Source organism: Allorhizobium ampelinum S4, assembly GCF_000016285.1.
Classification (GTDB): Bacteria; Pseudomonadota; Alphaproteobacteria; order Rhizobiales; family Rhizobiaceae; genus Allorhizobium; species Allorhizobium ampelinum.
The window spans coordinates 871,334-892,150 of record NC_011988.1; the positions used below are offsets into that span (position 1 = coordinate 871,334).

Consider the following 20,817-nt stretch of genomic DNA (forward strand, 5'->3'; position numbering starts at 1 on the left):
ATAGTCCCGGCGAAGGATGGCCGCCGCTGAACATGTTCGCGGTTGGACAAGAGGGACCTATGGCAGACGAGGATGAAAGCCTTTCGTTGGCGGAGCGACTGGTAACAAAAATCCGCGATCAACTGATCGCCGGGGAGTTGAAGCCGGGCCAGCGGCTGTCGGAGGCAGCACTCAGCACCCGGCTCGACGTGTCGCGCAATTCGCTGCGGGAAGCCTTTCGGCTGCTGACCAAGGATGGCTTGCTGCGCCACGAGGCCAATCGCGGTGTGTTTGTCGCCACTCCCAGCATGGCCTCGATCATCGATATCTACAGGGTGCGACGGCTGGTGGAGTGCAAGGCGCTGGAGCAGGCGTTTTCCGGACATCCTGCCGTCCGGCGGATGCGGTTGGCGGTGGAAACCGCACGGGCCTGTCGCAATAGCCGTGACTGGCTGGGGGTCGGCAGCGCCAATATGCAGTTTCATGCCGCTATCGTCGATCTCGCCGACAGCAGCCGTCTCAGCGACTTCTATACGCGAATCGCTGCGGAACTACGATTGAGCTTCGGCCTGCTGGACGATCCTGAACTGCTGCACGCGCCCTTCGTGGAGCTGAATGGCGAAATCCTCGGCCTGCTGGAAGCCGACAAGGCGAAAGAGGCGGCTGCCGCTCTCGATTCTTATCTGGTCCGCTCGGAGCGCACGGTGTTGGCAGCATTTGCCCGCGCCACGGCGGATGCTGGCTAATCAGAATTCCAGCGCCCGGTTATCGACCACTTCCTTCATCACGAAGAAGGTTCGGGTTTGCCGCACGCCGGGCAGGGCGATCAGCTGGCTGCCATGAATCCGGTTGAAATCGGCCATGTCGCCGACCCGAATTTTCAGGAAATAATCGAAATCGCCGGCCACCAGATGGCAATCGAGCACGAAATTCAGCTTGGCGACCGCCGCTTCAAACGCGGCAAAACTGTCCGGTGTTGACCGGTCCAGCACCACGCCAACCATGACCAGAGCCGCCCGGTTGACCTTGGCGGGTGCCACCATGGCCCGCACACCGGTGATATAGCCCTGCGCAAACAGTTTTTGGGTACGCCTATGGCAGGTGGCCGGGCTGATCGAGACCTGTTCGGCCAGTTCGGCATTGGTCAGACGACCGTTTTTCTGCAACAGGCGGATCATTTTCAGATCGATGCGATCCAGCGATTCACTCATGGAAGAAGCTTTCGTTTATATGGATAAAATGGCAGAGTCTGCATCATATTCTTCGAAAAAAATGAATTATGAGGCGCTTTATATTGTAAATTAGAAAGCACCTTTCACATCCAAAAGTCTAGCATCTGGCCATTATCAACCCCCATTTTCAATGAGGATTCCATGCTCGACGCTTTTGACCGTTACCCCCTGACCTTCGGCCCAACACCAATCGAAAAACTGGAGCGGCTGACCGATCATCTCGGTGGCAAGGTGCAGCTTTACGCCAAGCGGGAGGATTGCAATTCGGGTCTGGCCTTTGGCGGCAACAAGCTGCGCAAGCTGGAATATATCATCCCTGACGCCATTGCCTCCGGTGCCGATACGCTGGTGTCGATTGGCGGTGTCCAGTCCAATCATACCCGTATGGTGGCGGCTGTCGCGGCCAAGATCGGCTTCAAATGCCGTCTCGTACAGGAAGCCTGGGTGCCGCATGAAGACGCGGTTTACGACCGGGTTGGCAATATCATGCTGTCACGCATCATGGGTGCGGATGTTCGGCTGGTCGATGACGGGTTCGATATCGGCATCCGCCGCAGCTGGGAAGAGGCGATTGAGGAGGTAAAGGCGGCGGGCGGCAAGCCCTATGCTATCCCGGCTGGCGCTTCCGTGCATAAATATGGTGGGCTGGGCTATGTCGGTTTTGCCGAGGAAGTGCGGGCGCAGGAAGCGGCTTTGGGATTTGCATTCGATTACATCGTCGTCTGCACCGTCACCGGCTCCAGCCATGCGGGCATGGCGGTTGGCTTTGCCAAGGATGGCCGCGCCGACCATGTTATCGGCATCGATGCCTCCTTCACCCCGGATCAAACCCGCGCCCAGGTGCTGGAGATTGCCCAGCGCACAGCGGATCTGGTCAAGCTTGGCCGTGAGATGCGCCCGGAGGATATCGTCCTGGTCGAGGATTATGCCTATCCGGTTTACGGCGTCCCTTCGGAAGAAACCAAGGATGCCATTCGTCTTGTGGGCCGTCTGGAAGGAATGATCACCGATCCCGTCTATGAGGGGAAATCCATGCAGGGCATGATTGATCTGGTGAAGAAGGGATATTTCCCGGAAGGCTCGAAAGTGCTCTACGCCCATTTGGGCGGTGCGCCAGCCCTGAACGGCTATGGGTATGCGTTCCGCAACGGCTGAAACCATCAGGTAGACGACCGGCCCGAAAAGGGCCGGTCCGTAAACATGTTAGCCGCGAACGCCAGCCTTCTTGGGGGCAAATGTCGCGCGGGTCGTGGTGGTCGCTGTGGTCGCAGCGGGCATCCGATCCACCGGGCGGCGGTTGCTGTTGGCAGAGACGGTGCGCATGCCGACCGGGCGGATGATGGTCTTGGCCGCGGCGGGACGGGCGACCGGAGTAGGGGCCGGTGCGGGCGCAGCCTTGGCCTTCTGGGCCAGCGTGACCCAGCGCATGATGGCTTCAAAAGCATGGCGGCCTTCGCGGCGCGCGGTGGCGAGGCCCTCTTCACTGAGCAGACAGGTGGCGCCGATTTCTTTCCAGTTCGGACGGCCGCCATGCAAAGGCGGGGTGGCCTGACGAACGATCAGCCCGAGCATATAGCTGCGCAAATTTTGGTAATCGGATTTGGCAAGTGCCGGCGCAAGCCGCACTTCGCAAAAGGTTTCGATTTTCCGATGAAATACCGGAGCGGAAGGGGTCAATCTTGGCATAATACTCGCAACTCATGAATGGCCCGGCGGTGAGATGCCGGGGTGGCGCTGCTACAGCATAATCGGCCCAACCGCAACCGGTCAGGTTGAAAATTATGCAGTATATTGAATATGTTACAGCGTAACGCAGATGTCGTCGCCGACGCATCGCGCTGTAAGACATGGATGTTAAAAAAGTCTTGCATCAGCCTAAGGGAGAGACCGCGAAGCAGCGGTCAATCACCTTCGAACCGATAGGGGAGCGCCGCTTTACGACTGTCCGGGTGTCTTAGTCAACCCAGTGCTTGGCTCGCCAATCCATAAGTTATGGCATGGGGCTCTGAGTGGCCCTTGCCATCGGTGTCGCGTTCCCGTTTTGGCCCGACCGGCCACGGTGCTCGCAGTGACATGGTGGTGACGGTATCGAACAGGGAAAGCCCGGATTCCAGCAGAAACTCCGCAAAGGCACCGGAGCTATGCCGCGTATCCAGCCGCAGGAACCGCCCCTGATGGCGTGCGACATGAGGTCGCGTCACGGCGATGGCATCTTCATCGCTTGCGGCGACCACCGGGCCGATGACATGACCGCGCCCGAAGGGCCGCGACAGCGCGAAAGCGACGATTTTACCGGCGCGCAGCAGTGCCACGCCTTCGGACAGGGGCAGGAGGTTGGCAAGCCAGCGCTGGCGATTTGCACCGAAGGCAATTTCATCCAGCGCAGCGACATCCGGTAAATCCTCTGGTGTTATCGCGCGCAGCTGTGCGCCATCGGGGGGCTTTGTGGTTTCCGGCGGCAGCCTTGCCTCGGATAGCCTTGCCTCGCCTTGGCACTGAAAGACCGGAGCTTCGATGGCAAAGCCGATACTGCGATAGAGGCGTCTTGCCGCACGGGTAGAGTTCAGCCCCAGCCGTGCGAAGGGGATGCTGGCGAGGATATGCTCCATCAGCCAGCGGCCTGTTCCCTGCGTTTGCAGGCGTGGCGAGGTAATCACCATGCCGATGGTGGCGAAATTTTCGTCCATGGGAAACCACATTGCCGAGCCCAGCACCCGGTCAATAGGGTCAATGGCCGCGACGCCCTGGCCATTTGCCAGCAGAAAAGCCCAATCCTCAGTCCGGTGCGGCCAGCCGACAGCGACGGAAAGACCATGCAGGCGGTCGATGCCGACGTCATGAATGTCTGTTAACGTCAGTTCAAAGGATTCCACCTGGATCGACGTTTTCACCGTCACATTGTCTTCCTTGCATTGGGTCGGTTTGCAGAGGATGCCGCCGATCCTTATCTAAAACCGTCCAAGGCAATAGATTCCACTGAAACCGCATGAATTTCCAGCAGGTTTTATCGAAAAAACTGCCAAGAGCGACACTTAGCCTGATGAAAGCGCGTTACGTTCACCTCCAACTCTCATTTTTTGTCGCATCGGCCTCGTCAATGACGCCGGATGGGACCGTCCAGCTCTAGGATAATCATGGCCTTTCTCTTCAACTCAGATCCGGTGCGTGGCGCGGTCTTCGCGCAGGCCTTCGCGCGCGACATGCCCGATGTGGATTTTTATGTCGCGCCATCGCCGGTTGATCCCAAACATGTCCGCTACTTGATGACCTGGGCAATGCCGCAGGAGATCGAGCGTTATGCCAATCTCGAAGTGCTGTTTTGCATCGGCGCCGGTGTTGATCAGTTCGATCCCGGCCGGCTGCCCGATACCGTCAAGCTGGTGCGGATGGTGGAGGATGGAATCGTTCGGATGATGCAGGAATATATCACCCTTGCCGTGCTTTCCGTTCATCGCAAGCTGCCAGCCTATCTTCGCCAGCAGCAGCAAGGTGAATGGCAGTCTTTGCCGATATCTCAGGCGCCTGCTCAACGGGTGACGGTGCTGGGCCTTGGCCTGCTGGGGCAGGCGGCGCTGGAGCGGTTGAAACCGTTCGGCTTTCAGCTGTCAGGCTGGAGCCGTTCGCCGCGTGAAATCGATGATGTCACCTGTCATGCCGGAATAGAAGTGCTGCCGGATCTGCTGGAGCAGACCGATATTCTCGTCTGTCTTTTGCCCCTGACAGCAGAGACCCGGCATTTCCTCAATGCCGAACTGTTTGCCCGCCTGCCGCGCGGAGCATCGCTCGTTCACGCCGGGCGTGGTGCGCAACTGGATCAGGCGGCGTTGCTGGCTGCGCTCGAGAGCGGCCAGCTCGCCAGCGCTTTTCTCGACGTCACCGATCCCGAACCGCTGCCATCGGACCATCCTTTATGGCGGCAGGCGAATGTGATCATCACGCCCCATATTGCCAGCGTCACCCAGCCGGAGACTGCCGCCATAGCGGTGATCGACAATATCCGTCGTCATCGCGCTGGTGAAGAGATGATTGGCCTTGTTGATCGTGAGCGCGGATATTAAAGATTTTCCAATTCCAACGGTGCCAGCGGCGGCATCACTACCTATGTTTCAACGGCAGGACGGACCTTTCGTCTCACTCAATTGAGGACTTCCTATGCATAATCTCAAAGACAAGACCTTGCTGCGCCAGCAGGGCCTGATTGGCGGCGAATGGGTCGGTGCGGCCTCCAACAAGGTGATCGACGTTATCGACCCGGCCACGCAAACGGTGATCGGCACGGTGCCGGATATGGGCACCGATGACACGAGCGCTGCCATCAAGGCTGCCGAAAAGGCCTTCAAGCTCTGGAAGAAAAAGACCCATGCCGAGCGCGCCGGGCTGCTGGAAGCCTGGTACGGCCTGATGATCGAGCATGTCGAGGATCTGGCGCTGATTCTGACAATGGAACAGGGCAAGCCGCTGGATGAGGCGCGCGGCGAAATCCGCTACGGTGCCTCCTTTGTCAAATGGTTTGCGGAAGAGGCCCGCCGCATCGGTGGCCATACCATTCCCTCGCCAACCACCGACCGCCGCATCGTTGTGCTGAAGGAGCCGGTTGGTGTCTGCGGCATCATCACGCCCTGGAATTTCCCCAATGCGATGATTACCCGCAAAGTGGCCCCAGCCTTGGCGGCGGGCTGCACCGTGGTCATCAAGCCCTCGGATTTCACGCCCTATTCGGCGCTAGCGCTGGGTGTGCTGGCTGAGCGCGCCGGTATTCCGGCGGGTGTCATCAATATCGTCACCGGCATGCCGACCGAGATTGGCAATGAAATCATGGCCAATGACGTCGTGCGCAAGATTTCCTTCACCGGCTCGACCCGGGTCGGGTCGCTGCTGATGCGCGGTGCCGCCGATACGATCAAGAAGCTCAGCCTGGAGCTTGGCGGCAATGCGCCGTTCATCGTGTTCGACGATGCCGATCTTGATCTGGCGGTTGAAGGTGCGATCCTCTGCAAATTCCGCAATGGCGGCCAGACCTGCGTTTGCGCCAACCGCATCCTGGTTCAATCAGGTGTCTACGATGCCTTCGCGGCCAAGCTGACGGCCCGGGTCAATGCCATGAAGGTTGGCCCCGGAACCGAGCAAGGCGTTTCCATCGGGCCGATGATCAACGAAGCCGCGATTGGCAAGATTCGTCAGCATGTCGAGGATGCCGTTTCCAAGGGCGCGAAGATCGTCACCGATGCCCACAGATTGCCGCAGGGTGCGCAGTTTACGGCACCGGTGGTCTTGACCGGTGCGACAACCGATATGCTGCTGGCCAGCGAGGAGACTTTCGGCCCGGTCGCGCCGCTGTTCAAGTTCGAAACCGAGGAAGAAGCGCTGGAGATTGCCAATGGCACGCCCTTCGGTCTGGCTGCCTATTTCTACACCGAAAGCCTGAAGCGCTCCTGGCGGGTGGCCGAGGCGCTGGAAGCAGGCATGATCGGCCTGAATACCGGGGCGATTTCCACGGAAGTGGCACCTTTCGGTGGCGTCAAGCAATCCGGCCTTGGGCGCGAAGGCGCGCAGATCGGCATCGAGGAATATCTGGAAATGAAGACCTTCCATATCGGCGGTCTGGCCTGATATTCGCTTATGGTTCCGGGGCAGGGAAACCTACCCCGGAATATGAAAGGCCCGTCGGAAATAGGCGCGGAACGCCTCCATGGCCGGGCTGAAGTCCGCATTGCGTCGCCAGGCAAGGCCAACATCCATGGATGGTACCGGATCGGTCAGCGTGACCGTCTCGATTCGCCTGCCCTCCAGTGACCATGGCCGATGCACCATATCGGAGAGAATGGCGACGCCCTGGCCATTGGCGACCAGCGAGCGCACGGCTTCGACCGAGGATGTCCGCAGCGTGACTTTCGGCTGGTAGGGCGTCGGGCTCCAGTATTTCAGCGTGGTATGCGACGCTTCATCCACCGTCAGCATGATATAGTTTTCCTCCGCCACGTCCTTTAGCCCGACCGAGGGACGGGTCAGTAGCGGATGGCGGGCAGGGAGCCAAAGCCGCCGCTGCGAATTCAGCAGGGTTTCGGTGGTCAGTTCCGGGTTGAGAATGTTTGAGGTCAGCAGCACCGCGACATCATAGCGATTGGCAAGCAGGCCTTCCTCGACGCTTTCCCGGTTGAGTTCGAACAGCTGGATATCGACGCCCGGAAACTGCCGTTTCAACCGCTCGATATGCAGCGGCAGAAAATAACCGATCACCGTATAGCTGGCAGCGACGCTGAGTTTCCCCTGCACCTTGCCGGTGACGGGATTGAGCGTGGTGATGTCGTCAACCTTCCGCAGAATATCATAGGCCTGAGACAGCAGCAGGCGCCCGGCTTCCGTCAGATCCATGCCATGCGGCGTGCGCTCGAACAGCGGCGCACCGACAATGGTTTCAAGCTCCTTGATCGCCGTGGTCACTGCCGATTGCGAGATGGCGAGGTTGACGGCGGCCTGCGAGACCTGCCCGGATTCGGCGGTTGCCACGAAATAGCGGATCTGGCGTAGACTAAGCGACATGACGCGAACTCCCATCGTTATTTTTGATAGTGCCATCTGAAAATCAGAATGAATCATCTTTTGGTTGTAGTATCTGGAAAATTCACCTGAATTATGCGGTCTACGGTCTGAAAATCACTCAAATTTTTCCTCTGGCCTTCAAGGCTTGCCCCATCAGTAAATCAGATAATGGCTTTCTGAAAATACCATTTTTCAAATGACGATTTTCTGCCTAGCTTTTCCTGACGAAAATGATGGCACTTGAGTTTTTTGCATAAAAATAAAGCATAGAGGTTCCCTGTGGCGCTTGAATCTGTCGATATCAATTGTGATCTGGGCGAGGCCTTTGGCCGCTGGCGGGTCGGCGATACCGCCGATCAGGCTTTGATGGGGCTGATCAGTTCCGCCAATATCGCCACCGGCTTTCATGCTGGCGACCCCAACCTGATGGATGAGACCGTGCGGCTGGCGGTGGAGCATGGTGTCGGTATCGGCGCTCATCCCGGTTATGATGATCTCCAGGGGTTTGGCCGCCGCAAGATCAATGGTACGCCGCGCGAATTGGTCAATGATATCGTCTACCAGGTGGGAGCGCTGAAGGAATTCGTGCGCCGTCACGGCGCAAGTCTGCAACATGTGAAGCCGCACGGAGCGCTTTATATGGAAATGGCTGTTAATTCCGAACTGGCGCAGCTGTTCGTACACTATATGCGCACCGCCAATCCCAATGCCTATGTGCTGTGCATGGCGGGTTCGGCCACCGAAATTGCCGCGCGCGAGGCGGGACAGCCGGTGGCGCGGGAATTCTACGCTGACCGCGATTATGACGAAAGCGGCTCTATCGTCTTTACCCGCGATGTCGGGCGTCCCGATCCTGCCACCATTGCCCGAAAAGTGCTGCGTGCCTGTCTGGAGGGCAAGGTCACGGCGGTAACGGGCAAGGATATCGAGGTGCCATTCGAGACCATCTGCTTCCATTCCGACACGCTGGGCGCTTTCGATATCGTCCGCCATATGCGCGACGCCCTGGTCGCTGAGGGCATTCGCATTTCGCCTCTTTCAGACATTCTCAAATAACCGGAGACAGCCATGAGCACCCACGAGATCAGATCGCCCCTGCCTGGCACATTCTACCGCAAGCCGTCTCCCGATGCCCCGAGCTTCAAAAATGACGGAGACGCGGTGGCTGAAGGAGATGTTATCGGCCTGATTGAGGTGATGAAGACCTTTCATGAAGTGCATGCGGATGCCTCCGGCACCGGTCTGGTGTTCGTGGCGGAAGACAATGAGCCGATCATGGCCGGTCAGGTGATCGCGCAGGTGCAGGCATGAGTATTTCGTCGCTGATGGTGGCCAACAGGGGGGAGATTGCCGTTCGGATCATCCAGGCGGCCAAGGCGCTCGGCATTCGCACCGTGCAGGTTCATTCCGCCGCAGACCGTGACATGCTGGCGGTGAAACTGGCCGATCAGGCGGTGGAGATTGGCCCGCCATCGGCGGCCAAATCCTACCTGAATATCGAGGCCGTGCTGAAAGCGGCACTGGAAACCGGCGTTGATGCGGTGCATCCGGGCTATGGATTCCTCTCCGAAAATGCCGCTTTCGCCAAGGCTGTCACCGATGCCGGGCTGATTTTCATTGGTCCGAGCCATGAAGCCATCAGCCTGCTTGGCGACAAGGTCGAGGCCCGCAAGGTGGCGATGCAGGCCGGTGTGCCGACTGTGCCGGGCTCGAATGGCCGGGTGGATGATCTGGATGCAGGTCGTGCGATTGTCGAGACGATCGGCTTTCCTGTGATGATCAAGGCCGCTGCGGGCGGCGGCGGTCGAGGCATTCGGATCGCCGAGACCATGGAGGATTTCGAACGGCATTTCCCGCAAGCGTCCTCCGAAGCGCTGGCTGCCTTTGGCGATGGCGGGCTTTATATCGAGAAGGTCATTACCCGCGCGCGCCATGTCGAAGTGCAGATCCTCGGTGATGGAGAAAATGCCATTCATTGCTTTGAGCGGGAATGTTCGCTGCAACGCCGCCGCCAGAAGGTCTGGGAAGAAGGCCCATCCGTGCGCCTGCCTGATGATGTGCGAAAAGCCCTGTGCGATAGCGCGGTGGCGCTGGCGCGGTCGGTTCACTATCGCGGCGCGGGCACGGTTGAATATCTCTATGATGAGCAGAGCGGCGAATTTTACTTTATCGAGGTCAATACCCGCATCCAGGTCGAGCATCCGGTGACGGAAATGATTACCGGTATCGATCTGGTGCAGGAAATGATCCGCATTGCCGGTGGCGCGTCTTTGTCGCTGCGTCAGGAGGATGTGGTGCTCTCCGGCCACGCTATCGAATGCCGGATCAATGCCGAGGACCCGGCGCGGGGTTTCTTGCCCGGTCCCGGCACGGTCTCAACCCTGCACATTCCCGAGGGCAACGGCATCCGCTTCGATACCATGCTCTATGAAGGCTATCAGGTGCCGCCCTTCTACGATTCCCTGCTCGGCAAGCTGATCGTCTGGGCGGAAACCCGTGAAGCCTGCCTGGAAAAGCTTGGCGCGGCGCTGGAGCATTTCGAGATCGGCGGTCTTGCCACCACCATTCCGCTGCACAAAAAGCTGGTGGCTGATCCCTCCGTGCGAAGCGCCGATGTCCATACCCGGTTTCTGGAGCCGTGGCTGGAAACAGCCTTTCCGCCTGCCCAATCTGTTCCCCTGAAGGAGACTGTCTGATGGCGATGCGCTATACATTCGGCGGTGATGAGCATCTGTTCGTGGAATGCAGCGAGGCGATGTCGCTGGAGGCTTTCTTCACCTCGCTGTCGATGACCAACGGCATTTCACAAGCCCGGATCAAGGGCGTCACCGAAATCTGCCCGGCCAATGCCTCCTTCCAGGTCAAGTTCAACCCTGATGTCATTCATCCCGACGACATCCTGAAGGAAATCCAGGCCATTGAGGTGGCGGCGGCGAAAAGCGATCCGGTGATTGCCACGCGGATTGTTGAAATCCCGGTGTTCTACAACGATCCCTGGACCCATGAGACGCTGATGCGGTTTCGCGAACGCCATCAGGAGCCTGATGGTACCGATCTCGATTATGCCGCCAAGATCAACAATTACCCAAGTGTTGCGGACTTCATTGCCGCTCATTCCGGTTCGCCCTGGTTTGTCTCCATGGTCGGCTTCGTGTCTGGTCTGCCTTTCATGTATCAGATGGTCGAGCGGCAGCGGCAGATCGAAGTGCCGAAATATCTGCGGCCCCGCACGGATACGCCGAGGCTGACGGTCGGCCACGGCGGCTGTTTCGGCTGCATCTATTCGGTGCGCGGTGCCGGTGGCTACCAGATGTTCGGCATTACCCCGATGCCGATCTACGATCCGACCCAGACCACCTCTTACCTGCGCGACTTCATGGTGTTCTTCAAACCGGGCGATATCGTCAAGTTCAAGCCGGTGGATAGAGACGGTTACGATCAGGCGGTGGGAGAGGTGGACAAGGGCATATTCGTGCCGCCGATCCGCGAGGTGCGCTTTGATCTCTCGGAATTCCAGAAAGACATCAGCGGCTACAACGCCAGGCTGGAGGGCCTTCTCCATGGTCATTAAGGTTTTGCATCAAGGGCTTGCCACCACGGTTCAGGATTTGGGCCGTCCCGGCTATTTTCACCTCGGCATTCCCCAGGGCGGGGCTATGGATCGGCTGGCGCTGAAGGCCGCCAATCTGCTCGTCGGCAATGACGAAGGGGCGGCGGGGCTGGAGGCGGTGTTCATCGGGCCAAAGCTGGAATTTGCCGCCGACACCATGGTCGCCGTCACGGGAGCCGAGATGCCGATCCGGCTGGACGGCGAGGAGCAGCCCGGCTGGACCGCCTTCAAGGTGCGGGCAGGTCAGGTGCTGAGTTTCGATTTCCTGAAGGCGGGGGCGCGGATCTATATTGCCGTTGCTGGTGGTATCGATGTTCCGCTGGCGCTCGGATCACGCTCCACCTACGCCATAGGCGCGCTTGGTGGCTTTCAGGGGCGTGCGATTGCTGCTGGAGATCAATTGCCGGTCGGGCAGGCGAAGCCTGTATCGGAAGGCCGGATCATTCCGCAGGCGCTGCGCCGCCGTCCGGGCGCACCTGCCGAACTGCGGGTGTTGCCCGGTCTCTATTGGGATCGGTTGACGGAAGAGGCAAAAGGCAATTTCTTTGAAGACGAATGGAAGGTGGCACCGGAAGCCGACCGGATGGGCTACCGGTTTCGCGGTGGGCGCAAGCTGGACTTCGTGCCCCGCACCCCGCCGTTTGGGGCGGGTTCCGACCCATCCAATATTGTCGATAGCTGCTATCCCTATGGCTCGATCCAGGTGCCGGGCGGCAGCGAGCCGATCGTCTTGCACCGTGACGCCGTTTCCGGCGGCGGCTATTTCATGGTCGGCACGGTGATTTCAGCGGATATGGACCTGATCGGCCAATTGCAGCCTCATACGCCAACGCGGTTCGTCAAGGTGGATATGGAACAGGCATTGGCGGCGCGTCGTGAGCGGCAGGCGATGATCCGTGACATCAGCGCCTCTCTGTCAAACGTGTAGGAGGGCAGGTCATGACGGGGTCGGCGTCACGCTCATTCCTGAACGCGGGTCAGATAGGCCGCCGTGGCGCCGGGATCGGGAATGATCGCGACGATCTTCATCTGGGCGATGGTCCGGTTCAGGGCAGCGTCCAGATGGGTGCCATGCATGGCCGCCGCCGCTGTGGTCGCCCCACGGGCCAGCAACTCGACGATCAGCCTAAATTCGGTAATCGTCGTCAGGTCGCCTGGCAGGCCGAGGCGGGCCAGCAGGCTGGTCGCCGCCGTCACTGGCAGAAGATTGTTGCGGATCAATTCGCGCAGCTTCTCATTGGGCGTGGCGAGAATGCAGATGTCGATGAAGCCTTGCTGCATCTCCATGACATCTCTGAGGCCATCCCCGGCATGATCCCTCTCCAACTGCCGAAGCCGTTCCAGCAGGCAAAGCAGCGCCTCACTGTCGATATGGGGGGCAGCCGTCGTCAATGCCTGCGGCTCCAGCATGGCGCGCAGCCCGAAATGGTCCTTGATGGTCTGGGCGGTCAACGGGCCAGCGATCCAATGGGAGCTTTGGTTCTTGCGCACCAGTCCTCGTTCGCTCAGCCGCGCCAGCACATCGCGCACCACCGTGCGGCTGACATTGAAATGGCTGGCAAGTTCGGTCTCAATGATCCGGTAGCGACCAAACACCACGCATCCGGCCACATCGCGCTCAACGGTGTCGTAAATCCGCTCCCAGGAGGACCGGTTCTGCAAAGCGTCGTCGGCATGTTTGGCGACGGTCAGGCCAATGCTGCGGATATCGGTTCTCAACGGCTCTATGCCAAACCCTGTCGGGCCGACGAGATAGCCGCGCCCGTGAAACCTATGCACCAGCCCGTCTGCCTCCAGCGCCTGCAAGGCGCGCTGTACCGGTGCGCGGGACGTTTGCAGGATCTCGGCGATATGGCCTTCCAACAGCACAAGCCCTTGAGGCAACAGGCCTTCGGCGATGTTGGAGCGCAGCACCGCCTCGGCAATTTCATAGCGGCGTTGGCCGGTTTGTGTCGTCATGGCGCAGGCTGTTCCCGTTGGTCTGCTATCTCTGTAAGGCGAAAACCGCTTTCGAGACTAGAGGTATAAAAATCAGAATGCGCATGAAGCATCTAATTTTTGGATATCGTGTGCAATAGTCATTTTTAAACGCATGTCTGGGTTGGCCAAAGTGTGAGCCTTCCAGATGCCATTGAAGGCGTCCAATTGAAAAGAATCCGAAAAATCGGCAGGTAATGTCGGTTTTTGCAGACCGGCCTGCGCTTTTTTGTTGAGATTTGTAGGGTGTACGCTAGTGGAATCCTTGGTGTTTTACCCTAAAAATCAACTGAATTTAAAAATCATAAAAAAGTATATTGAATACAAAAATCATCCATGCCATGCTTCGTCTGTATCGTGCCAATAGAAGCACGGACAAGCGGAACGAATAGAAAAATGCCCGATTGCCGATTCCTGTGATGCGCCTTTGCTGAAGGGCGCAAGCGCTCTTCCTGTGTTTACCGGGAGGGTGTTCGGGTGCGGCTGGCTGGGCGCAACTGGCGAGAACCGACGTGACATCCGTGCTCGAGCTACATAATCTGGTCAAGACCTATGGCGACACACGCGCCCTGGATGGCTTGAGCCTTTCGCTGCCCGACAATCATTATATTTCTCTACTTGGCCCAAGCGGATCGGGAAAGACAACACTGCTCCGGGTGATTGCCGGTTTCGAGCGCTGCGAGGGCGGTTCTATCCGCTTTGCCGGACAGTCGATGCAGGACGTGGCGCCGCATCGCCGTGGCATCGGCTTCGTCTTTCAGAATTTCGCGCTGTTTCCACATCTGAGTGTGCGGGAAAATATCGCCTTCGGCCTTGCCAATCGTGAGGTGGCACCGGTGACCAATGCTGGCGAAGTGGCCGACAGGGTGCGTGACATCATCGCGCTTGTTGGCTTGCAGGGCTTGGAAACCCGCGCCGTTACCCAGATTTCCGGTGGCCAGAAACAGCGTGTTGCCTTGGCCCGCACCCTGGTTACAGAGCCGAAAATGGTGCTGCTGGACGAACCGCTTGGCGCACTGGACGCCAATCTGCGCGCCCGGATGCGCAATGAGTTGCGCGACATCCGCGAGCGCTGCGGCGTTACCTTCCTGCATGTTACCGGCAGCGAGAGCGAGGCGCTGGCCATGGGCGACATGGTTCTGGTGCTGGATCGTGGGCGGACTGCCCAGACCGGCAGTTCGGACACGATCTATAACCGTCCCATTTCCGCCGATGTGGCGCGCTTCCTGAATTGCTACAATCTGTTTTCCGGCGCTGTGGATGGCAACAGTTTCGTTGCCCCAGCAGGCCGCCTGCCGCTCGGCGGTTTCAGGCAATCCGCTTCGACACCCGCCTACGCCATTCGCCATGACCGCATCTCCATCCGTCCTGTTATCGCCGAGCGCGGCAGTGATGAAGTGGCTATCGAAGCCAGCTTTCTGGCTGAGGAATATACCGGTTCGGCGGTCTATTCGTTTTTCTCGGCCGATGACGGCTCTGTCTTCGAAGTGGAAACCCATTTGAGCAAGGACGCCCGCCCGATCCTCGAACCGCAGACCCGCTACGCGCTGGTCTGGAACAAGGAGCACGCCCTTGTCTATGCATAATCAAGCCCTTAGCGAAACCGTCGTCGCAACAGCGGAACCTGCCGCCAAGCCGTCGCGCATCTCCTTCTGGCTGGTGCTGCCGGGTGTCATCTGGATGCTGCTGTTCCTGGTGCTGCCGATGTTGATGATGGTCTATGTGTCCTTCTGGACGCAGACCACCTTCACCATCAAGCCGGTGTTGACGCTGCAAAGCTGGATCACCTTCTTTTCCAGCGATACCTATCTGGGCGCGCTCTGGACCACGGTCAGGATCTGGCTGCTGGTGCTGGTAGCGACCTTGGCTGTCGGCTATCCGGCGGCGCTGTTTGTCGGGCTGTTCGTCAAAAACAAGACGTTGCAAACCGTGCTTCTGGTGCTCTGCGTCATTCCGTTCTGGACCTCTTTCCTGATCCGCGTCCTCGCCTGGCGGCCAATGCTTGGCAAAGAAGGGGCGATCAACATGATCCTGATGAAGCTTGGCATTGTCAGCCATCCCATCGAAGTCCTGCTGTTTTCCGAACTGTCTGTGATCATCGGCATGACGCAGATCTATTGCGTGTTCATGGTCGGTCCCATCGCCTTCATGCTGGGACGGATCGAGCCGGCAATCATCGAGGCGGCGCAGGATCTCGGGGCCGGTTTCTGGCGGATCTTCCGCACCATCATCCTGCCGATGTCGATGCCGGGCGTGGTGGTGGGCGCGATCTTTGTCTCGGTCATGGTTCTCGGTGAATTCGCCACCTCGGCGGCACTGTCGGGCCGCAAGGTCAATCTGCTCGGCAATATCATTGTTACCCAGGTGGGCTCTTTGAAATGGGCTTTCGCGGCGGTGGCGGGCGTTGTGCTGACCCTGCTGATGGGGCTGGTTGTCGCGGCGCTGCTGCGGGTCGTCGATCTCAGGAAGGAGTTGTAGGATGAATTCCGGAGCGGTCAAACTGGGACTTTGCGTCTATACCACGCTGTTTCTGGTGTTTCTCTACGGGCCTTTGGTGGTTCTCGCCATCCTGTCCTTCCAGACGGGACCGGAAGGCGGTCCGCAATTTCCGATCATCGAATGGTCGGTCTATTGGTACAAGCACCTGTTCGGCCTGACGCCGCCCTCGCGCATTGCGCCACTGCCGATCAACGATGCCTTGGTGCGGTCCATGGGGCTGGCGGTGATGACGATGATCGTCTCCACCGTGCTGGGGGTTATTTCGGCGCAGGCCTTTCGCAGCCGGTTCAAAGGCTCCGGCCTGGTCTTCTACCTGATCGTGCTGGGTATGATGGTGCCGGGTGTGCTGGTCGGGCTTGGCATGGCGCTGGTTGCCAATACACTGGGCATCGACCGGCACTGGTGGGGTACCGCCTTCGTGCTGCATGTGGTCTATACCTTCCCCTTTGCCTTCCTGGTGATGCTGGCGATTTTCAATCGCTTCGACCCAAGCGTCGAGGAAGCGGCCTGGTCGCTTGGCGTCAGCCCGATGCGGACGTTTCGCAAGATCACCTTTCCACTGATCTTTCCGGGCGTGCTGTCGGCCATGCTGTTTGCCTTCACGCTGTCCTATGACGAGTTTTCCCGCACGCTGTTTGCCTCTGGCCGCGATCTCACTTTGCCGCTGGCGATCTATGGAACGTTTTCGGTGGAAGTCCATCCGAATGTCTTTGCCTTCGGCGTGCTGACCACGCTGTTTTCCTTCGCGCTGCTTGGCACTTACGCCGTGCTGATGGGGCTTTCAGTGCGCCGCGCCCGGCGCATCGCCGTGCAGGAGGATGCATGATGGAAAAGTCTGCTTTCCCTTCTGCTATTGTCACCGGAGCGGGTTCCGGCATCGGGCGAGCCATTGCACTCCGGCTGGCAAAAGACGGGTATGGCGTGTTGGTCAACGATCTTGCCATCGACCGTGCGAACGCTGTCGCCGATGAGATTGTGGCGTCGGGCGGCAAGGCCTCGGCCTATGCCGGTGACGTCTCCCACGAGACAGAAGCGGCCGCCATTTGCGCTGCCGCTGTCGTCGCCCATGGGCCGGTGGCGCTGTTGGTCAACAATGCGGGGATCGCCCATCAATCGCTGTTTGAGCATCTTGAAGTCGCTGATTTCGACCGGATGTTTGCAGTGCATGTGCGCGGTAATTTCCTGATGACCCGCGCCGTGTTACCTCCGATGCTGGAGCGGGGAGACGGCGTGATCGTCAATATTGCCTCGCAGCTTGGCCAGATCGGTGGCGTCGAACTGGTGCATTATTCCGGCGCAAAGGCAGCCATTATCGGCATGACCAAGGCACTTGCCCGTGAAGTCTCCTCCCGTGGCGTGCGTGTCAATGCGGTTGCTCCCGGCCCAATCAATACGCCGCTGGTCATGGGCCTTTCGGAAGACTGGCGGAATGCCAAGCGAGCCCAATTGCCGCTTGGCCGGTTCGGCGAACCGGAGGAAGTGGCCGCCGCCGTCTCCTTCCTTGCCTCCCCGGATGCCGCCCTGTTCGTCGGCCAGACACTGGGGCCGAATTCCGGCGATGTGATGCTTTGAACCCTGAAGGAAGAGACAGATGAGCAACCAGAACCAGCGGATCGTCATCATAACTGGAGCCGGGATCGGCATCGGCGCTGCCGCGGCTAAAGCCTTTGGTGCGCTCGGCGATCATGTCGTCGTCACCGATATTTTGGACGCCGAAGGCGAGGCGGTGGCGCAGGCCATTCGCGCTGCTGGCGGCTCGGCAGAGTTTCATCATTATGACGTGCGCTCGACACCAGCAGCCGATGCGCTGGTCGCCGATATCGAGGCACGGCTTGGCCGGATCGATGTGGTGGTCGCCAATGCAGGCATTGCGCATCGCGTGCCGCTGAAAGAGCTGACCGATGAAAAATGGGACCTGACCTTCGATATTGATCTCAAGGGTATCTTCCGCCTCGTGCGGGCGGCTACGCCTGGGATGCGCACCCGCAAAAGCGGGGCGATTGTCGCGCTGTCGTCGATCATGGGCATCGCCTATGGCTGGGATGAGCATGTGCATTATTCCGCTGCAAAATCCGGGGTGATCGGACTGGTGCGCGGTCTGTCCGTCGAGCTTGCCCGCGAAGGGGTGCGGGTCAACGGCATTGCCCCGGGCTATATCCGCACCGCGCAATTGCTGTCGGAGGAAAACTCGCTGGGGCCGGTGGGAGCGGAAAAAGCCGCCGAAATCATCCCGATGGGCCGTCTCGGAACACCCGACGATATTGCCGATGTCATCACTTTCCTTGCCTCCAATGCGGCTCGCTACATGACCGGCCAGGTGCTGGTCGTCGATGGAGGACTGCTGGTTGGGCGCTACTGACAGGAACAATCAACAACAACAAAAACCGGCAAAGCCGGATCGGGAACTCAAAAACTGGAGAACTGCCATGTCATTACTCGAATTAAACCGCAGATCGCTTCTCAAACGCTCCACCGGCATGATGGCGCTGGCCATGGGGGCGGGGACACCCTTCCTCTCGTCGCGGGCGGCCTATGCCCAGGCAACCAGCCTTGCCAGCCAGCAGCTCCGCACCATCGGCCTTTCGGTGACGGTGCAGGAACGCATTCTCAATGACTTCAAGAAAGCCTCCGGCGTCGGTGGCACATCCGGCACGGCGGCAACCTTCCCGGATGCGCAGACCAAGATCCTGTCTGGCTCGAAAGATTACGATTGCTGGGAAATCATCGCCGAGCGCCTGCCTGCCATCGTCATGACCAACAATGTCGAGCCCGTACCGGCCTCCGGCTTGAAAAATTGGGCGAATATCCGCGACACCTTCACCAAGCCATCCGACAAATGGGACTTGAAGGCGCAGATCGTTGGACAGATCTGGGCTGATGAAGGACAGACGACACTGAACATGGTGCCAGCCGTCTATAACTACGATTCCATCGGTTATAACCCGGATGTTGTCTCCGCCGAAGAGGCCAATAGCTGGGCGGCGATTTTCGACAAGAAGTGGAAGGGCAAGTCCGGCCTCAACACCGATCCGCTGATTGCCTTTGGTCAGGCGATCATGGCGATGAACACGCTTGGCCTGCTCAACGTCAAGAACCCCGGCAATCCAAGCGCCAAGGAAATCGACGAGGCCGCCGCCTTCCTGGTGTCGAAGAAGAAAGAAGGTCAGTTCCGGGCACTGTGGGGTGATTTCGGCGAACTGGTCAACCTGATGGCCTCAGGCGAAATGGTGGTTTGCGATGCCTGGCAGCCTGCGGTCATGGCGGTGAAGGCGCAGGGCAAGTCTTGCAAATATGCGGTGCCGAAGGAAGGCTACCGCGCCTGGGCCATCGGGCCGTCGATGATTGCAGGCACCACCAACAAGGAAGCCGTCACCGCCTATGCCGATTACTGGCTGTCTGGCGAGCCGGGCATTGCCGTGTCGGAGCAGGGCTATTACTCGCCCTCCACCAATATCAAAAGCGTCATGGCACCGGAAAAATATGCCTTCTGGTACGAGGGCAAGCCTTGGACCGGCGCGCCGGAGCGCGGCATCAAGGAAGGCGACCTGCGCGATGGCGGCTCGCTGGAAGAGCGCGCCAAAAACGTCGCTTATTGGCATCAATGGCCGGATGAATACGACCATCTGGTGCAGAAGTGGGACGAGTTCCTGAACGCCTGACGAGACCGCCGTAGATCGGTTACTCGGTCTGCGTTCACCCACCGTCACCCTCGGGCTTGTCCCGAGGGTCTACTGCCGAGGGCCAAGCCATGATCGTCACCTGCATATCGCATCACGGCAGATGCTCGGCACAAGGCCGAGCATGACGGCACGTTGTGTGACGGACGTGGCATCTGATCGCCCAAGAGGGCACCGCCTGGAGATTTAGGATGATTTACGACCTGGAACTAATCGATGTGGGCAAGGTCTATGACAATGGCACCACGGCTGTCAGTGCCTTCAGCCTGGCGGTGAAAAAGGGTGAGTTCATCGCTTTTCTCGGCCCATCCGGCTGCGGCAAGACCACGACGCTGAGGATGATTGCCGGGTTCGAGGGGATTTCTTCCGGCGATATGATGATCAAGGGCGTGCGGATGAACGACGTGCCGCCCCAGATGCGTCCGACCGCGACGATCTTTCAGAATTACGCGCTGTTTCCTCATATGAGCGTGCGCCGCAACGTCGCCTATGGTCTTGAAGTCAAAGGCATGGCCAAGGCCGAGCGCGACCGCAAAGTGGAGCGGATCATTGCAACGCTGGGGCTTGAAGACATAGCCGAGCGCAAGCCGGAAAAGCTTTCCGGCGGCCAGCGCCAGCGGGTGGCCTTGGCGCGGGGATTGGTGATCGAGCCTGACATTCTGCTTCTGGATGAGCCGCTTGGCGCGCTTGACGCCAATCTGCGCAAGGCGATCCAGAACGAGCTGAAAATCCTGCAACGGACGCTGGGCGTCACCTTCATCTTCGTTACCCATGCGCAATCGGAGGCGCTGGCGCTGTCCGACCGGGTGGTGGTGATGAATCAGGGCCGAGTCGAGCAGGTCAGCCCGCCGCATCAGCTCTATACCCGGCCCGCCACGCCCTTTGTGGCGCAATTCATTGGCCGAAACGCGATTTTTAAAGGGCATGCCCGCGCCGATGGCACAGGCGACTTACGGGTCGAGACCCCGGAGGGATTGCTTGCAGGCCTGGTCAATGGCCCGGTATCCGACGGTGGCCTCGCCAATCTCGTCGTTCCCGCCGAGGCCATTCAGGTTCATCATGGAAACCGCGAGCCGCTTGAGCGGGTGGCTGTGGCCCATGGTGGCAACGCGGTGCATGCCCGCATTCAACGTGCCGACGTCGTCGGTCATGTCTCGCATATCTCAGCGGTGCTGGCGGATGGGCGGTCTCTGTCTCTCGAAGCTCATGTCGAGAAATATCGCCCGGATGAGTTTCCGGTCGGCTCCGACGTGTTTCTGTCGTGGAAGCCTTCGGATGCCACCATTATCGCCGCACACTGACA

General features: G+C 59.2%; 21 protein-coding genes. 16 read left to right on the forward strand and 5 right to left on the reverse strand.

All coding sequences use genetic code 11. From position 1 onward, the window contains the following. Positions 1-59 precede the first annotated feature (59 nt). Entirely contained in the window at positions 60-725 is a 666-nt protein-coding gene (locus AVI_RS20965; RefSeq protein ID WP_012654144.1) for a GntR family transcriptional regulator, read from the forward strand. Here the strand turns inward: AVI_RS20965 and AVI_RS20970 are convergent, their stop codons facing one another. Beyond that, on the reverse strand, positions 726-1,190 hold the full coding sequence (locus AVI_RS20970; protein ID WP_012654145.1) for an Lrp/AsnC family transcriptional regulator: 465 nt from the start codon (positions 1,188-1,190) through the stop codon (positions 726-728). It lies immediately after the preceding gene. 162 nt (positions 1,191-1,352) lie between these two features. Between AVI_RS20970 and AVI_RS20975 the strand changes: the two genes are divergently transcribed. Further along, entirely contained in the window at positions 1,353-2,366 is a 1,014-nt protein-coding gene (locus AVI_RS20975) for a 1-aminocyclopropane-1-carboxylate deaminase (protein ID WP_012654146.1), read from the forward strand. A gap of 48 nt (positions 2,367-2,414) precedes the next feature. On the opposite strand, the gene AVI_RS20980 is transcribed toward AVI_RS20975, so the two are convergent. Together AVI_RS20980 and AVI_RS20985 are read right to left on the reverse strand one after the other, a co-directional pair. Further along, positions 2,415-2,897 (reverse strand): hypothetical protein, encoded by a 483-nt coding sequence (locus tag AVI_RS20980; protein ID WP_012654147.1) that lies wholly within the window; start codon positions 2,895-2,897, stop codon positions 2,415-2,417. 272 nt (positions 2,898-3,169) lie between these two features. Further along, positions 3,170-4,108 carry a GNAT family N-acetyltransferase gene (locus tag AVI_RS20985; RefSeq protein ID WP_012654148.1) on the reverse strand — a complete coding sequence of 313 codons (939 nt, stop codon included), beginning with the start codon at positions 4,106-4,108 and terminating at the stop codon, positions 3,170-3,172. Positions 4,109-4,345: 237 nt separating this feature from the next. Between AVI_RS20985 and AVI_RS20990 the strand changes: the two genes are divergently transcribed. Further along, complete coding sequence (locus AVI_RS20990; RefSeq protein WP_012654149.1) at positions 4,346-5,269, forward strand: 2-hydroxyacid dehydrogenase; 924 nt, start codon at positions 4,346-4,348, stop codon at positions 5,267-5,269. Positions 5,270-5,363: 94 nt separating this feature from the next. Then, positions 5,364-6,821, forward strand: a complete 1,458-nt coding sequence (locus AVI_RS20995; protein WP_012654150.1) for an NAD-dependent succinate-semialdehyde dehydrogenase — start codon at positions 5,364-5,366, stop codon at positions 6,819-6,821. Between the two features lie 30 nt (positions 6,822-6,851). On the opposite strand, the gene AVI_RS21000 is transcribed toward AVI_RS20995, so the two are convergent. Next, entirely contained in the window at positions 6,852-7,751 is a 900-nt protein-coding gene (locus AVI_RS21000) for a LysR family transcriptional regulator (RefSeq protein ID WP_012654151.1), read from the reverse strand. Positions 7,752-8,030: 279 nt separating this feature from the next. Between AVI_RS21000 and AVI_RS21005 the strand changes: the two genes are divergently transcribed. Genes AVI_RS21005 through AVI_RS21025 form a run of 5 tightly spaced genes read left to right on the forward strand, consistent with a single transcriptional unit; the run spans position 8,031 to position 12,289 of the window. Next, positions 8,031-8,807: a 5-oxoprolinase subunit PxpA gene (locus tag AVI_RS21005; protein ID WP_012654152.1), complete on the forward strand. Its 777-nt coding sequence runs from the start codon at positions 8,031-8,033 to the stop codon at positions 8,805-8,807. A gap of 12 nt (positions 8,808-8,819) precedes the next feature. Then, the gene (locus tag AVI_RS21010) at positions 8,820-9,062 is read left to right on the forward strand and encodes an acetyl-CoA carboxylase (RefSeq protein ID WP_012654153.1); all 243 of its coding nucleotides are present in this window, start codon (positions 8,820-8,822) and stop codon (positions 9,060-9,062) included. After that, positions 9,059-10,447 carry an acetyl-CoA carboxylase biotin carboxylase subunit gene (locus AVI_RS21015; RefSeq protein ID WP_012654154.1) on the forward strand — a complete coding sequence of 463 codons (1,389 nt, stop codon included), beginning with the start codon at positions 9,059-9,061 and terminating at the stop codon, positions 10,445-10,447. Before AVI_RS21010 ends, AVI_RS21015 begins: the two co-directional genes overlap by 4 nt. After that, positions 10,447-11,322: a 5-oxoprolinase subunit B family protein gene (locus AVI_RS21020; RefSeq protein ID WP_012654155.1), complete on the forward strand. Its 876-nt coding sequence runs from the start codon at positions 10,447-10,449 to the stop codon at positions 11,320-11,322. Before AVI_RS21015 ends, AVI_RS21020 begins: the two co-directional genes overlap by 1 nt. Next, positions 11,312-12,289: a 5-oxoprolinase subunit C family protein gene (locus AVI_RS21025; protein WP_012654156.1), complete on the forward strand. Its 978-nt coding sequence runs from the start codon at positions 11,312-11,314 to the stop codon at positions 12,287-12,289. The genes AVI_RS21020 and AVI_RS21025 overlap by 11 nt, the downstream gene beginning before the upstream one ends. Positions 12,290-12,321: 32 nt before the next feature. Here AVI_RS21025 and AVI_RS21030 read toward each other — a convergent pair whose 3' ends face one another. Beyond that, positions 12,322-13,320 carry a GntR family transcriptional regulator gene (locus AVI_RS21030; RefSeq protein WP_012654157.1) on the reverse strand — a complete coding sequence of 333 codons (999 nt, stop codon included), beginning with the start codon at positions 13,318-13,320 and terminating at the stop codon, positions 12,322-12,324. A 530-nt stretch (positions 13,321-13,850) separates the two neighbouring features. On the opposite strand from AVI_RS21030, the gene AVI_RS21035 reads away from it, so the two are divergent. From AVI_RS21035 to AVI_RS21065, 7 genes are all read left to right on the forward strand, one after another. Beyond that, a complete protein-coding gene (locus AVI_RS21035) occupies positions 13,851-14,924 on the forward strand; it encodes an ABC transporter ATP-binding protein (RefSeq protein ID WP_012654158.1) in 1,074 nt (357 codons plus the stop codon). After that, positions 14,917-15,816 (forward strand): ABC transporter permease, encoded by a 900-nt coding sequence (locus AVI_RS21040; RefSeq protein WP_012654159.1) that lies wholly within the window; start codon positions 14,917-14,919, stop codon positions 15,814-15,816. Before AVI_RS21035 ends, AVI_RS21040 begins: the two co-directional genes overlap by 8 nt. 1 nt (position 15,817) lies before the next feature. Continuing rightward, entirely contained in the window at positions 15,818-16,663 is an 846-nt protein-coding gene (locus tag AVI_RS21045; protein WP_012654160.1) for an ABC transporter permease, read from the forward strand. Continuing rightward, positions 16,660-17,409: an SDR family NAD(P)-dependent oxidoreductase gene (locus AVI_RS21050; protein WP_012654161.1), complete on the forward strand. Its 750-nt coding sequence runs from the start codon at positions 16,660-16,662 to the stop codon at positions 17,407-17,409. Before AVI_RS21045 ends, AVI_RS21050 begins: the two co-directional genes overlap by 4 nt. Before the next feature lie 19 nt (positions 17,410-17,428). Next, on the forward strand, positions 17,429-18,196 hold the full coding sequence (locus AVI_RS21055) for an SDR family NAD(P)-dependent oxidoreductase (protein WP_012654162.1): 768 nt from the start codon (positions 17,429-17,431) through the stop codon (positions 18,194-18,196). Positions 18,197-18,263: 67 nt separating this feature from the next. Further along, on the forward strand, positions 18,264-19,496 hold the full coding sequence (locus tag AVI_RS21060; RefSeq protein ID WP_041698608.1) for an ABC transporter substrate-binding protein: 1,233 nt from the start codon (positions 18,264-18,266) through the stop codon (positions 19,494-19,496). A 209-nt stretch (positions 19,497-19,705) separates the two neighbouring features. Next, complete coding sequence (locus AVI_RS21065; RefSeq protein ID WP_012654164.1) at positions 19,706-20,815, forward strand: ABC transporter ATP-binding protein; 1,110 nt, start codon at positions 19,706-19,708, stop codon at positions 20,813-20,815. The last annotated feature ends 2 nt before the right edge of the window (positions 20,816-20,817 follow it).

Bases quoted from the DNA above. Each gene is read 5' to 3' on its own strand.
- AVI_RS20995 (WP_012654150.1), top strand. From the start codon at position 5,364: ATGCATAATCTCAAAGACAAGACCTTGCTGCGCCAGCAGGGCCTGATT.
- AVI_RS21060 (WP_041698608.1), top strand. From the start codon at position 18,264: ATGTCATTACTCGAATTAAACCGCAGATCGCTTCTCAAACGCTCCACC.
- AVI_RS21065 (WP_012654164.1), top strand. From the start codon at position 19,706: ATGATTTACGACCTGGAACTAATCGATGTGGGCAAGGTCTATGACAAT.
- AVI_RS21015 (WP_012654154.1), top strand. From the start codon at position 9,059: ATGAGTATTTCGTCGCTGATGGTGGCCAACAGGGGGGAGATTGCCGTT.
- AVI_RS21055 (WP_012654162.1), top strand. From the start codon at position 17,429: ATGAGCAACCAGAACCAGCGGATCGTCATCATAACTGGAGCCGGGATC.
- AVI_RS20970 (WP_012654145.1), bottom strand. From the start codon at position 1,190: ATGAGTGAATCGCTGGATCGCATCGATCTGAAAATGATCCGCCTGTTG.
- AVI_RS20965 (WP_012654144.1), top strand. From the start codon at position 60: ATGGCAGACGAGGATGAAAGCCTTTCGTTGGCGGAGCGACTGGTAACA.
- AVI_RS21050 (WP_012654161.1), top strand. From the start codon at position 16,660: ATGATGGAAAAGTCTGCTTTCCCTTCTGCTATTGTCACCGGAGCGGGT.
- AVI_RS20975 (WP_012654146.1), top strand. From the start codon at position 1,353: ATGCTCGACGCTTTTGACCGTTACCCCCTGACCTTCGGCCCAACACCA.
- AVI_RS21010 (WP_012654153.1), top strand. From the start codon at position 8,820: ATGAGCACCCACGAGATCAGATCGCCCCTGCCTGGCACATTCTACCGC.
- AVI_RS21020 (WP_012654155.1), top strand. From the start codon at position 10,447: ATGGCGATGCGCTATACATTCGGCGGTGATGAGCATCTGTTCGTGGAA.
- AVI_RS21000 (WP_012654151.1), bottom strand. From the start codon at position 7,751: ATGTCGCTTAGTCTACGCCAGATCCGCTATTTCGTGGCAACCGCCGAA.
- AVI_RS21040 (WP_012654159.1), top strand. From the start codon at position 14,917: ATGCATAATCAAGCCCTTAGCGAAACCGTCGTCGCAACAGCGGAACCT.
- AVI_RS20990 (WP_012654149.1), top strand. From the start codon at position 4,346: ATGGCCTTTCTCTTCAACTCAGATCCGGTGCGTGGCGCGGTCTTCGCG.
- AVI_RS21025 (WP_012654156.1), top strand. From the start codon at position 11,312: ATGGTCATTAAGGTTTTGCATCAAGGGCTTGCCACCACGGTTCAGGAT.
- AVI_RS21030 (WP_012654157.1), bottom strand. From the start codon at position 13,320: ATGACGACACAAACCGGCCAACGCCGCTATGAAATTGCCGAGGCGGTG.
- AVI_RS20980 (WP_012654147.1), bottom strand. From the start codon at position 2,897: ATGCCAAGATTGACCCCTTCCGCTCCGGTATTTCATCGGAAAATCGAA.
- AVI_RS21045 (WP_012654160.1), top strand. From the start codon at position 15,818: ATGAATTCCGGAGCGGTCAAACTGGGACTTTGCGTCTATACCACGCTG.